The 11,980-nt window shown below is 61.2% G+C and carries 12 protein-coding genes; 4 read left to right on the top strand and 8 right to left on the bottom strand.

Annotated elements, in window-relative coordinates:
- The 8 genes from ABJ363_00935 to ABJ363_00970 form a co-directional block, all read right to left on the bottom strand.
- On the bottom strand, window positions 1–333 hold a 333-nt coding region (locus ABJ363_00935; protein ID MEP4377537.1), incomplete at its 3' end, for a flagellin-like protein.
- Between the two features lie 329 nt (window positions 334–662).
- Window positions 663–1,484 carry a flagellin gene (locus ABJ363_00940; protein MEP4377538.1) on the bottom strand — a complete coding sequence of 274 codons (822 nt, stop codon included), beginning with the start codon at window positions 1,482–1,484 and terminating at the stop codon, window positions 663–665.
- Between the two features lie 290 nt (window positions 1,485–1,774).
- Window positions 1,775–2,626, bottom strand: coding sequence for a hypothetical protein (locus ABJ363_00945; GenBank protein MEP4377539.1), 852 nt, complete (start codon window positions 2,624–2,626; stop codon window positions 1,775–1,777).
- 117 nt (window positions 2,627–2,743) lie between these two features.
- Window positions 2,744–3,934: a hypothetical protein gene (locus tag ABJ363_00950; GenBank protein ID MEP4377540.1), complete on the bottom strand. Its 1,191-nt coding sequence runs from the start codon at window positions 3,932–3,934 to the stop codon at window positions 2,744–2,746.
- Window positions 3,935–3,944: 10 nt separating this feature from the next.
- The gene (gene flgK, locus ABJ363_00955; protein ID MEP4377541.1) at window positions 3,945–5,996 is read right to left on the bottom strand and encodes a flagellar hook-associated protein FlgK; all 2,052 of its coding nucleotides are present in this window, start codon (window positions 5,994–5,996) and stop codon (window positions 3,945–3,947) included.
- Window positions 5,997–6,035: 39 nt separating this feature from the next.
- Window positions 6,036–6,497, bottom strand: a complete 462-nt coding sequence (locus tag ABJ363_00960; GenBank protein MEP4377542.1) for a hypothetical protein — start codon at window positions 6,495–6,497, stop codon at window positions 6,036–6,038.
- Between the two features lie 2 nt (window positions 6,498–6,499).
- A complete protein-coding gene (locus tag ABJ363_00965; protein MEP4377543.1) occupies window positions 6,500–6,829 on the bottom strand; it encodes a rod-binding protein in 330 nt (109 codons plus the stop codon).
- Window positions 6,829–7,983: a flagellar basal body P-ring protein FlgI gene (locus ABJ363_00970; protein ID MEP4377544.1), complete on the bottom strand. Its 1,155-nt coding sequence runs from the start codon at window positions 7,981–7,983 to the stop codon at window positions 6,829–6,831. The genes ABJ363_00965 and ABJ363_00970 overlap by 1 nt, the downstream gene beginning before the upstream one ends.
- Before the next feature lie 408 nt (window positions 7,984–8,391).
- Between ABJ363_00970 and ABJ363_00975 the strand changes: the two genes are divergently transcribed.
- The 4 genes from ABJ363_00975 to ABJ363_00990 all read left to right on the top strand — a co-directional run bounded on the left by ABJ363_00975 (window position 8,392) and on the right by ABJ363_00990 (window position 11,945).
- Complete coding sequence (locus ABJ363_00975; protein ID MEP4377545.1) at window positions 8,392–8,811, top strand: flagellar assembly protein FliX; 420 nt, start codon at window positions 8,392–8,394, stop codon at window positions 8,809–8,811.
- Between the two features lie 226 nt (window positions 8,812–9,037).
- A complete protein-coding gene (gene dksA, locus ABJ363_00980) occupies window positions 9,038–9,457 on the top strand; it encodes an RNA polymerase-binding protein DksA (GenBank protein MEP4377546.1) in 420 nt (139 codons plus the stop codon).
- A gap of 189 nt (window positions 9,458–9,646) precedes the next feature.
- On the top strand, window positions 9,647–10,675 hold the full coding sequence (locus ABJ363_00985) for a zinc-binding dehydrogenase (protein ID MEP4377547.1): 1,029 nt from the start codon (window positions 9,647–9,649) through the stop codon (window positions 10,673–10,675).
- Between the two features lie 25 nt (window positions 10,676–10,700).
- Window positions 10,701–11,945: an acyl-CoA dehydrogenase family protein gene (locus ABJ363_00990; protein ID MEP4377548.1), complete on the top strand. Its 1,245-nt coding sequence runs from the start codon at window positions 10,701–10,703 to the stop codon at window positions 11,943–11,945.
- Window positions 11,946–11,980 lie beyond the last annotated feature (35 nt).

Here is an 11,980-nt window from a genome sequence, read left to right on the forward strand (position 1 = left end):
ATTCAACTCAGTGAACTCGGCCGCCGTCGACGCGGACTGCGCGCTGATGGCAATACCCTTCAGCTGGTCGACGATGGAGTCGACCGCGTTGACCGCTTCGAGAGCAACCGAAACGGAGCTCACGGCCTGGTCGATGCCGTCTTTCTTCTCACTGAGGGTGGAGGCGCGATCGTTGAGCGCCTTGGCCTCGAAGAAGATCTTCGCGTCGTCGGCCGGACCATTGACCTTCAGGCCCGTCGCCAGACGGTCCTGGGTCCGATCAATCAGATCGGACGTTCGGGCAAGCGTGAGAAGGTTGCTGCGTACTGCAGAACTAAGTGAGATATCAGCCATGATGGGTTCTCCTAACTATGGCGTTGGTGTGAGGGACTTCTTGTCCCACCCAACAGGCAGCAATTGCCGTGCCAGTATCGAGAATCCAGTGAAACCAACGGGTTGCCCGCGGGGCGAAGCTTGCCGACCGGCAATTATTGCCGGTCGGGCGGCAATAATTGCCGCAGTGGCGGCAACATGTATCCTAAATATTTGTTTAAAAACATATAGTTAATTACATTTAACCATGCCGGCGGTAATTCGTCCGGTGGCTCATGGGGATGGTGTGATCGGGATAGAAAAAGGGGGGCCGGAGCCCCCCTCGTTCGAAATGTTTCCTGTCAGTTCGTCTAGTTGAACAGGGACAGGACCGACTGTTCGGCCTGGCCGGCGAAGGAGAGGGCGGAAATTCCCAACTGCTGGCGCGTCTGTAACGCCACCAGGTTGGCACCTTCTTCCGTGACGTCGGCGAGGCGTAGCTTGTCGGCGCCGCTTTCGAGCTCGTTGACATAGCTCTCGGTAAAGTCGAGCCGGGTCTGGAGCAGGGCGACGTTCGAGCCCAGCGTCTTGGCCTTGGCACTCAAGGTGGCAATGGCCGTATCGAGCTGGTTGATCGCACAGGTATTCAGCGACGACGCACTGAGCGTGGCCCCTGTTGTAATCGACAGACCGTTCGAACTATGCCGAAGGTCGACCGATGAGACGGAGAGCACACTCGAGGTGCTTTCGCTGAAATAGACCGTCAGCGTTGTGCCGGTACCGTTGACCAGGTTGGTCCCCTGGTAGCTGGCGTCGGCTGTCACGTTGCCGATCTGTGTGACCAGATTGTTGTACTGCGCGTTCAACTCGGTGAACTCGGCAGCCGTTGAGGCGGATTGGGCACTGATCGCAATGCCCTTCAGCTGATCGACGATGGAGTCGATTGCGTTGACCGCTTCGAGAGCGACCGAAACCGAACTTACGGCCTGATCGATGCCATCCTTCTTCTCCGACAGAGTGGTGGCGCGGTCGTTGAGCGCCTTCGCCTCGAAGAAGATCTTTGCATCATCGATCGGTCCGTTGATCTTCAGGCCTGTCGACAGACGCTCCTGCGTCCGGCTGATGAGGCCTGCGGTATCACTGAGCGACAGAAGATTACTGCGTACGGCAGCACTTAGGGAAATGTCAGCCATGCGTGGGTTCTCCTTCTACTGGCGATTGACGGTTCATGACAAAATTCTCGATTGCCGGATCGTTTCTGATTCCACTCAGTACATCGCAAGGGCCGTGCCAGAAAAATAACAAGTAAAAACAATATGTTATGAATATTCCGGCTCGACGAGGTGGGCAGCGGCTGCCGTGTGCAGGGCAAGTCTTGCCGGATCGAATGAACTTCTGGCCGGTTGCAGCGGGTCGAAAAAGCAAAGCGCCGGCCCCCATCGAGGGACCGGCGCCGGCCGTTCGATGCTGCGCGGGTTCAGGTTCAGGAAAACAAGTTCAGGACCGAACCGGCGGGGGTCTTTTTCTCAAAATTCACTTCCTGCGCGATGAAGTTCGTGAACTCCTGGGACGCATCGAACGCGAGGGAGATCACAGTCAGGATCTTGGAATAGAGTTCCTGCTGCTGCTCGATCGAAGCCGTGGCGGCGGACTGTGCCGAAATTTCGATGTCGAACACGTCGCTGCGTACGGAAAGTGTCTTGGCCGAATTCGCACGCTGCAGATCGAACGCGATGTCGCTGTTAATGTCGACGAGCGCCTTGGATACGTTGAGATCGTCCTGGATCGACGTCAGCAATGCGAGCGTGTCGTCGATGTCCTGCTGGGTCGCGAAATTATTGTGATTGTGGGCATCGATGGCCGCCAGGGCGGCGACTTTGGTTTTCTTGAGGCGATCATGGTTCCCGAACTGCTCGTAGGTCGGGCTCGGCGTTTTCTGAAGCGTGTCGCGCAGCAGGGCGAACTTCTCATCGAACTCGGCGGCCGTTGAGGAATCCGCGAGGCTCTGAAGTTCGGTGATGTATTCCAGCGCCGCCTCGATCTTCTTGCTCTTGGAGTCGGTGGTGCTCTTGTAGTCGGAGATCTTGGCGCCGGTGTCTTCCAGCTGCGCGATCTTCACTTTCAACAGCGCTGTGGCACCGTTGGTGTTCACCCCGTTCTGAATTTCGGTCACTTCCTCATTCAGCTTGTCGAGCAACGCATTCTGGGTGTTGAAGAATGCAAGTTCGAATTGCGGGCCGGCGGCCAGCTGCTGCGCCTGGACGAAGGATTGCCCGAAGCTCTGCTCGCCACGGAGCATGTTGGTAAGTGCCAGACCTTCGACGGGGGAAACCATCTCGGCAATTCCTTTGCGATTCAGCGCTGTCGTGCGCGCGGGGCATCCTGCCCCTTATGACCCATCATGACCTCGATGGCTTAACGAAAGGTTTCCGGGCGCGCGCCCGTGTCCCCGCTAATTCAGATAGTTGACCAGAGACAGGCCCTGGAGCTGCGAAAGGGTCGAGTAGGAGGCCTGCAGGACCACTTGATCCGCCTGCATCCGCGCAATGACCTCGGCCTCCTCGATACCCTCCACATCATCCATCACGTCGGCGGCGTAGTTGATGAACCTGACATGGCCCTCACGGGTGGATTCGAACAGGTTAAGTGGCCCCAGAACACGGCTTCGGAGCTCGGTGATGGATTCAAACGTTGTCGTCGGGTCGGCCTCGATGACCGTGTTCATCATGCCGCGGACATGATCGAACACTTCGCCGAGATAGGTTTCGTTGGGCGCGGTGACCGGCAGGTTTGCGATCGTATCCAGGCCGATGAGGAGTTGCTGAATTGCCTCCTCGCGCGCGTTCATGCCGTAATTGACGTTGGTGCGTTCCGAGATCCGCGCCGTCGCGACGCCGGCGTCGCCGTCATAATAGTCGAGCTTCGGGTTCGCCAGCATCTCGGTCGAACTCAGGCGGCTGACATAATAGTCCCACAATGCCGCGTCCTCGCCGACGAGTTCGTCCAGGGTCGGATTGTCGAGGTCGGCCGGCAGCGGTGCGGTCGGGGCGACACCATTCTTGTCGAAGTAAAGTTGCTCGTAGAACGAGCCGGCGGGGAACCCCGCGCTGCCCAATACATCGGCGCGGTACTGCGCGTAGAACGTGGAATCGACGGTCGTTGCGTCGGACTGGATCAGGCTGGTGGACGTGTAGCCCGGCGCATCGAGGGAGGCGGCGGGGCGGTCTACCCGGTCGCCGGAAAACAGATACCGGTCGCCGTCGCGCGCGTTCAGATGCTCGATCAGCAGCGCGCGCGCATTGATCGCGTACTGGCGGGCATCGACATGGTTGTCGACGGGACCATTTTGCGCGCTTTCGAGGACCGACCGCAATTCGCGCGCAATATTCTCGATGCCCTCGAGATTTGAGTCTGTCAGGCCGATGCGGCGTTCGGCCGTTTCGATGCTCTGGATGTACTGCTCGGCGCGCAGGCGCGAGGATTCGGCTGAAATCAGGCGGTTGGAATCCTGTGCGATGCCCGAATAATTCTGCGACTTCTGGCCGGTGGCGATCTGAATGTTGCCGGCGTAGAGGCGGTTTTGCGCCTGCAACGTATGGAACATCGTGAGCTGCTGTTGTGCGAAAGGGGCGACGCGGGTCATGGCCGGTCTCCTAGCGGATGATGCCGATCAGCGTGTCCATCATGTCGCTCACCGCCTGGGTGACACGCGCGGACGCCTGATAGGCATTCTGGAGGATCATGAGTGACGACATCTCTTCGTCGATGTTCACCTGGCTCAGATTTGCCGATTTTGTCGACAGGGCTGCGCGGTAGCTCTCCTGGACTTCGAGCTGTGCGGTCACGTCGCTGGCCTGGGTCGAGTTCAGTGAAACGATGCTGGCGGCATAGTCGGCCAGGCGCATCGTGGAGACCGGCAAGCCGCCGGCCGCGGAGATGGTTTGGTCGGCGCTGAAGACGTTGGCCAGGGCGTTGAGCGCAGTGCTGTCGCCGGCCGAGATCGCCGGGTCGCCAACTGCCAATGTGCCGCTGCTCGACAACTCGCCGGTAGACAAAAGGTTCGGGTCGGCCACGATATCGCTCCGCACCGCGACCAGCGATGCCGAACCGGGCTGGCCCACGCGGACATCGAGTGTGCTCGTGAACGACCCGGAATCGGTGACGAAGAAGTTGCCGCCATCGGTGTCGTTGATGTTCAGGCGGAAGCGGCCATTCTCTTGTATGACGGTGGCGGAGATGTTCTGCCCGGCCAGGGCTGTCGTGATGTTTGCGGCGATCGTGGTGAGCGATTCACCGACCACATAGGCCACGGCGCTGGTGCCGCCCGGGTGATTGAAAGTGAGTGTGCCGCCGATCCCAAGCGCGGCGGTGGCGCTCGCCTGATGTCCCGATGTGTATCGGGTGTAGTCCGTATTGAGCGTGATCAGATCGTTCAGGCCGAGGAACTGCGCCAGGCCGGTCGTCTCGTTGCCGGTCGTCACGGCGCTGGTCATTTCGTTGACGGCCACGGCGTTGCCGCCGGTTGCCGAGATCACCAGTTTGCCCTGGGCATTCAGGCTCGCCGTGGCGTTGGTCATGCCGTCGATGGCGGTGACGAGCGCCCCGATGTCGGCCAGGCCGGCCAGCGCGATATCCGTCGTTTCGACCACATCGCCGCTGCTATCCAGGATGGAGACCCGGAACGTGCCGCTCATCCCCGGATCGTCGCCGGTGGCGAACCCGCGCGTGCTGGTCAGCGTCGTGGGCGGGGGGAACGAGGTCCCGGCGTTGTGGGCGGCATTGATCCCGCTGGTCATGGTTTCGGTGATACGGTCGTATTCTTCCTGCAGTTCGACGAGCCGCTGGTCACGCATTTCGATGAGGCCGGCGAGCCGGCCGTTGGCGATTTCGGTCGTGATGTCGATGCTGCCGGCACCGTAGGTGATGCCGCTGACATTCCCGGGATAGCTGATCGATGCGTCGAACTGTGCCACGGCCGTGTGGGACAGGTTGACGACGCCGTTGTCGATCAGCGGGCGGCCCGAACTGGTAAAGACCACCACATGGCCGTTGGAGCGATCGAAGGTCTGAATTTCGATCAGCTCGGACAGTTCCGCCATGACCTTGTCGCGGGCGTCTTCGAGATCCGCCGCGGATTGCTGCTGTCCGAATGCGAGCGATATCTGGTTGTTCAGATCGTTAATGGTCGTCAGCTTGGTGTTCACCAGGCTGACGGCATCCGAGATATTGCGGTCGACCTCTCGGCGCATCTGCTGAATTTCCGAACTCAGCAGGTTGAGCCGGTCGGTAAACTGCACGGCCTGCGCGATGGTGTCGTATTTTCCCGGTGCGCTTTCCGGCGTGGTCGCCAGGGATTCGATGGCGACGCCGAATTCGGTCAGCAGGTGCGAGACATCGGAGTTGCTGCCGGGCGATCCGAACAGGTCCTGGATACGGCCGTAGTAATCGCTGCGGACAGACAGATCCTCGACCTTGGCGAGCTGTTCGCGGATCTGGCGCAGGAGATTCTGGTCGACCACGCGCTGAATGTCGGTGAGCCGCACCCCGCTCGCGCGGCCGGCGACGATCTGGGTCTGGGTGGCGACGGTTTTCTTGGTGAAGCCCTCGGTCGTGGCGTTCGCGACGTTGTTCGATACGACCTGCATCGCACCCTGAGTGGCATTCAGGGAGGCGAGAGCGGACTGCAGTGAAATCGTAAGCGACATATTCGCGAGGATCCTGGGCTGGTGAGCCGGGTTGGGCTCTTAGAGCGTCTGGTTCACTGAAACGGTGAGCGGTGTCTGAGCCGCGTGTCCCATCTGGGCGTTCGCACCGTAGGTTGCGTTTTCGTTGCCGCGGCTGCGGATTGCATCGGCGATCGCCTCCATCAGTCGGGTGTTCGCCTCGACGGCCGTGCGCAGCGCAATCGAATTGCCCAGCGCCGATTTTTCCAGGCGCGCTGCGGCCCGGCGTAGGGCCGAGTTGCGCCCGTCATCGATCCCGGTCAACGCGTCGGGTGTGGCATGCAGATCGCTCATCATGCGCTGATAGACGGCGGTCAGGGATTCCTTGTCGGTCTGTAGCGCCTTGATGTCGCGCGCGCGGTTGCCGCGCAGCAGGTCGACTTCGGTTTCCATGAGCGCCGAGAGGCGTTCGGTCACCCGGATGAGGCTGTCGGCGAAATCGGTGCCGGTCGGCAGAGCGGGGGCGGTTTGTGTGGCGGCCATGACTATTTGTCCTCTTGCATTGCGATGAGATCGCGCATCACTGAATCGGCTATTCCAACGCCGCCGTTCTTGGCCAGCGCCTTGCCATACTCTTCGTTCATGAGAGATCGGAACATGGTCTCGCCCGGGCCGCCGCCGAACACCGGATCGACGTCGAGACCCTCAAACATCTGGGCGAATACCTGGGACAGGAAGAAAGCTTCGAAATCCTCGGCCGTCTCGCGCGTTGCGTTCTTTGCGCCGGGCTGCAGTTTCGGGCCTGCACCCTGCAGGGCGAGGGTTGTGGTTTCGAAAACTGCGTTGGGGATCAGGCCCCCGCCGATATCCGACATCAGATCACCTCAATCTCGGCCTGCAACGCGCCGGCCGCCTTGATGGTTTGCAGGATGGAGATCATGTCGCGCGGGCCGATGCCCAACGCGTTCAGTCCGTTGACCAGTTCCTGCAATGTAATTCCCGGGTCGAGCACGGCCAGACGCTTGTCGGAATCGTCGGTGATCTCGATGTTCGACCGGTCGACCGTTGTGGTCGTGCCTTGGCTCGCGAATGCATTTGGCTGGCTGACTTGCGGGGTTTCTGAGATCCGGATTGTCAGATTGCCCTGGGCGATGGCCACGGTGCTGATCTTCACCTCCTGGCCCATCACGATGACGCCGGAATGTTCCGCGATCACGACGCGCGCCACCTGGTCGGGCGTGACTTCGAGCTGTTCGATCGCAGTCAGCATGCCGATCGTGTTGCCGGCGAAGGCGGCCGGCACCTTGACGCGGACTGTGGCCGGGTCGAGGACGGAGGCGCTGCCGTTGCCCAGCAGGCCGTTGATCGACTGGGCGATACGCTGGGACGTTGTGAAATCGGGATTGCGCAGGTTGAGGTGCACCTGGGTGAGGGCGGCGAGATCGAACATGATCTCCCGTTCGACGATTGCGCCGGAAGGGATACGCGCGGTCGTCGGCACGCCCTTGGTGATGGTCTGGGCGTTGCCCTCTGCCGAGAATCCCGAGACCACCAGGGGGCCTTGCGCGACCGAATAGACTTCGCCATCGGCGCCGAGCATCGGGGTAACGAGAAGCGTGCCGCCGCGCAGGCTCGTGGCGTCGCCGAGCGCGCTGACGGATATGTTTATCCGTGATCCCTGGCGCGCGAAGGCAGGCAGGGTGGATGTGACCATGACGGCCGCGACATTGGCGGTGTTGAGGGCGTCGATGTCGTTGCGGGTGTTGACGCCCAGGCGCTCGAGCATGCCCACGAGGCTCTGGGTGGTAAACGGCGCGTTCGCCAGCGTGTCGCCGGACCCGTTCAGGCCGACCACGAGGCCGTAACCGACGAGTAGGTTGTCCCGGACACCCTCGATCGCGACGATATCCTTGATCCGCGACTGTGCGTCGGCCGGTGTGGTCTTGCCCGCCACAATCGTTGTGGCTGCGATGAACAGCACCAGCGCGGTGAGCCTGGCAAAACGTGAAATAATCTGGATCGAAATCATACTGGTTCCGTTTGCGACGTTTCGGGCATCTCTTCCCGACCCATGATTTGCGAGAAATGTGCCAGTTTCTGAAAGTCATCAACTATCTGAAAATAAACGATAAAATATATACACCGGTTCGTACTGAGGGCTGTTCGGGGCAATCCATGACCCGTTGGGGGGCAAGATTTTCCCTGTGATGAGCCGTTTCTCGTCCGGGTCGAACAGAGGTACGCACGCGCCCGCGTGATGCGTGCGCTGGGACCACGCGTCCCGCAATTTCGTCCGGCATCCCGGCGTGCGATAGGGGATGAACATGTTGATATGGACCGTCTTTAGCCGGCCGCCGCGTGCCTTAACCGCCCGTTAACCGCGTTTATTCAGAATGGTTTAGGACATTCCCGTTCCAGCCTTCGCGGACAGTGACACATGAAAATTGCAGGCACAGGATCCCTACGAAGCAACGCACCGCGCCGCAGAGGCGGCACGGATGCCGCCGCCGGCGACTTTGCCGGCCACATGAACGGCCCTGAAAAGGCGCAGACGCCGGCAGTTTCCGGCACCACACAGATCGCGTCCGTCGGGGCGCTGGTGGCGCTGCAGGCTTCGGGTGGTTTCGGCAGCGATTCCGCCGCAGCCGAGATCGATCGGGCCGGCGATCTGCTGGATCAACTGGATCGCATTCGGGTCGGCATTCTGACGGGCGGCATCTCGGGTGCCACATTGCAGAACATCGTCCAGCGCCTGGCTCAGCGCCGAACGGAAGGGGTGGAACCCCGCCTCGCGGCCCTGATCGACGAAATCGAGCTGCGCGCGCGCGTTGAAATAGCCAAACTATCCATGAACTAGGCCTGTGACAACGACCTGGCGCCCGAATGGCGCCGCACTGTTGCACACATGTGGCTTGCCGGTTCCTCCGGATCGTTGATGCACCCGCCCGTGCCGGGGCATCCGAAGTCGATAACGTCACAATTTCGTCACGCGAGGGTACTTGCCGCAACGGGGTCTCACGCATATATTCCGCGCGCAAAATCGCTTGGTGACGAAAACCAGGGATGCAAGGGAAGAGATTTACATGTCGTCCAACATGCTTTCGCCGGACTACACGCCGACCGACAAAGAAGACTTCATGAATCCAATGATGGAGGAATTCTTCCGCCAGCGCTTGACCGCGTGGCGCGAGGAGTTGCTGCGCGAATCCGGCGTGACCCTCCAGAACATGCAGACAACCAGTGTTCAGGAGCCCGATATCGCGGATCGTGCCTCGCTGGAGAGTGAACGTACGCTTGAGCTGCGCACCCGCGATCGGGAACGCAAGCTGATTTCCAAGATCGATGCCGCACTGCGTCGTATCGAGACCGGGGAATATGGCTACTGCGAGGATACCGGCGAGCCCATTGGCGTCGGCCGATTGATCGCGCGTCCGATCGCGACCATGAGCATCGAGGCCCAGGAGCGCCACGAGCGGATGGAGAAGACCCACCGCGACGAGTAGCCCGGCGCGTTTTCCCTCCCTTTACCGGGCTGAATTTCACCTATCTGAAAAGTGCGGACGCGCGTGCACTACCCGCCGCCGCTGCTTGTGCATGCCCCGTTGAAACCTGCTAGCGTTTGTCCAAGCGGGTCCGGTCAGAGGCCCGCGCGACAAATGTTTCGATTGGAATATCGAGGGGGAGGCGGCACGATGCGTGCGATGGTCGTCAAGGAGTGGGGGCAACCCTTTACACTTGAGGAGCGTCCCGATCCGGAACCGGGGCCCGGCGAGGCGGTACTGAAGGTGCGTGCGGCGGGGGTCGGTCTGACCCTGGTCACCATGCGGACCGGGGTCTTCGGCGGCGAGGCCCCGCGGATTATAGGCCATGAACTCGGCGGCGATATCGTCGCCATCGGCGAGGGCGTGACCAACGTCAAACCCGGCGACCGCTGCGCGGTTTACTTCTATCTCAATTGCGGGCATTGCCGATGGTGTCACGGCGGCCGCGAGACCCTGTGCGAGAATCATGGTGGCTATGTCGGAGTCCATGTGGATGGCGGCTATGCGGATTATGTGTGCTTGCCCGCCGGCAATTTTTTGCCGATCCCCGAGGGACTAGACTATGAGGGCGCGGCGATCGCGGCCGATGCGGTCAATACCAACTGGCATTGCATGCGCGAGCGGGCCCGGATATCGCCTCACGACGATGTGCTGCTGATCGGCGCGGGCGGCGGCGTCGGGGTGCACGGCATTCAGGTTGCCAAGGCGTTTGGCGCGCGGGTCATTGCGGCCGATATTTCCGACGAGAAGCTGAACTTTGCGCGTCAGTGGGGCGCGGACGAGGTGATCAATGTCCGCGCGGTCGACGATCTCGCCGAAGCCACCCGCAAGCTGACGGATGGTAAGGGTGTCGATGCCGCGGTTGATTATGTCGGCGCGTCCGAAACCTTCACGGCGGCGATCGACGCGCTGGCCACGGCTGGCCGCGCGGTGGTGATCGGCGCCAAGCCGGGCAAGGTCGAGATCGATCCGATCGAGCTGCTGATTACCGAAAAAATCGTGACTGGTTCGCGCCATTCGACACGCACGGAGCTGCTCGAGACCATGGAGGTCATGGCCAAGGGCACGATCAAGTCGGCCATCGGCAAGCGCGTGCACTTCACCGAGGTCGAGACGCTGTTCGAGGATTTGCAGGCCGAGACCCTTCTGGGCCGCGGCGCGCTGACTTACGACGACTAACAAAGAAAAATCACGGAGGTAACAGATGGTCGAATTTGCACTGACGAAGCGGCAGATTGCCCTGCGCGACAAGGCCCGGAAATTCGCGATCGAAGAGATGATCCCCGTTGCCGAGATCGGCGACCGCGAACCGGATCCGGCCGAATCCTTCAACTGGGATGTCATCCGCAAGGCGGACAAGCTGGGTCTGCGCACGCTGTCGGTGCCGAAGGAATATGGCGGTGGCGGCGCCGACGTGATGACCCTGTCGATGGTCGGCGAGAATCTCGCTTACGGAGATCTGGGCATTGCGGTCGCGTTCGATCAGACGTGGAAGATCATGACCATGATCAGCCATCTCACGACGGCCCGACAGCGCAAGAAATGGCTGCCCCGGGTGATGGACGACCCGACCTGCCTGCTGGCGGCTGCGGCGACGGAGCCTCTGTCGGGCAGCGATTCCATCCTGCCGTACAACAAGCCCGATGGCGGTGTACGCATGACCGCCAAGAAACGCGGTGACAAATGGATTCTCAATGGGGAGAAGCGCTACATCTCGAACGGCGGGCTGGCGAAGGTTGTCTATGTGATGGCGCGCACGGACATGCGCAAGCCGCCGCTCAAGAGCATGACCGGATTCCTGCTGACGTCGGATACGCCGGGCTACTCGGTGACCGAGATATGGGACAAGCTGGGCCAACGCAACGTCGCCAACGGCACGATGATTTTCGACAATGTCGAGATTCCCCAGGCCGATGTGATGGGTACGCCCAACGGCGCGCTCGGCGAGTTGGGGGCGTTGCTGACCCGTTTCGGCTCAAACATCCAGGCGGGTGCGACGGTACTGGGTGTCGCCCAGCGCGCCTACGATGTGACCCTGCAATACGCAAAGCAGCGGGTGCAGGGCGGCAAGCCGATTTTCGAACATCAGATCCAGTCCCAGCGGCTCGCGCGCATGCGCATGCTGATCGAGTCTGCCCGCTATTATCTGTGGTACTCGGGCTGGTCTGCGTCCGAGGGCCAGCCGGATGCCGTTGCCGCATCGCTGTGCAAGGTGAATGCGGCAGAGGCTTCGGTGAAGGTCTTGATGGAAGCCTTCGAACTCTGGGCGGCCACCGGGTACATGAAGAAAAACCCGATCGAGAAGCTGTTGCGCGACGGGCTGAGCTTCGTGCATTCCGACGGCACCAACGATGTGCTGCTGCTCAAGGCCTCGCGGCTGCTGGGCGAGATCAAACGTGGCGACCCGCGCTACAGCCGGCGTGTCGAACTGGCGGCCAAGGGCCGCTAGCGGCGGGCTGCGGTCTGGAAGCGGCCAAGGAGAGA

The organism is Alphaproteobacteria bacterium (assembly GCA_039980135.1).
Taxonomy (GTDB): Bacteria; Pseudomonadota; Alphaproteobacteria; order UBA6615; family UBA6615; genus UBA8079.

Coding starts and splice junctions, on each gene's coding strand:
- ABJ363_00940 (MEP4377538.1), bottom strand. CDS start 1,484: ATGGCTGACATTTCCCTAAGTGCTGCCGTACGCAGTAATCTTCTGTCG.
- ABJ363_00965 (MEP4377543.1), bottom strand. CDS start 6,829: ATGTCGGATATCGGCGGGGGCCTGATCCCCAACGCAGTTTTCGAAACC.
- ABJ363_00950 (MEP4377540.1), bottom strand. CDS start 3,934: ATGACCCGCGTCGCCCCTTTCGCACAACAGCAGCTCACGATGTTCCAT.
- ABJ363_00975 (MEP4377545.1), top strand. CDS start 8,392: ATGAAAATTGCAGGCACAGGATCCCTACGAAGCAACGCACCGCGCCGC.
- ABJ363_00985 (MEP4377547.1), top strand. CDS start 9,647: ATGCGTGCGATGGTCGTCAAGGAGTGGGGGCAACCCTTTACACTTGAG.
- ABJ363_00960 (MEP4377542.1), bottom strand. CDS start 6,497: ATGGCCGCCACACAAACCGCCCCCGCTCTGCCGACCGGCACCGATTTC.
- flgK (MEP4377541.1), bottom strand. CDS start 5,996: ATGTCGCTTACGATTTCACTGCAGTCCGCTCTCGCCTCCCTGAATGCC.
- ABJ363_00945 (MEP4377539.1), bottom strand. CDS start 2,626: ATGGTTTCCCCCGTCGAAGGTCTGGCACTTACCAACATGCTCCGTGGC.
- dksA (MEP4377546.1), top strand. CDS start 9,038: ATGTCGTCCAACATGCTTTCGCCGGACTACACGCCGACCGACAAAGAA.
- ABJ363_00990 (MEP4377548.1), top strand. CDS start 10,701: ATGGTCGAATTTGCACTGACGAAGCGGCAGATTGCCCTGCGCGACAAG.
- ABJ363_00970 (MEP4377544.1), bottom strand. CDS start 7,983: ATGATTTCGATCCAGATTATTTCACGTTTTGCCAGGCTCACCGCGCTG.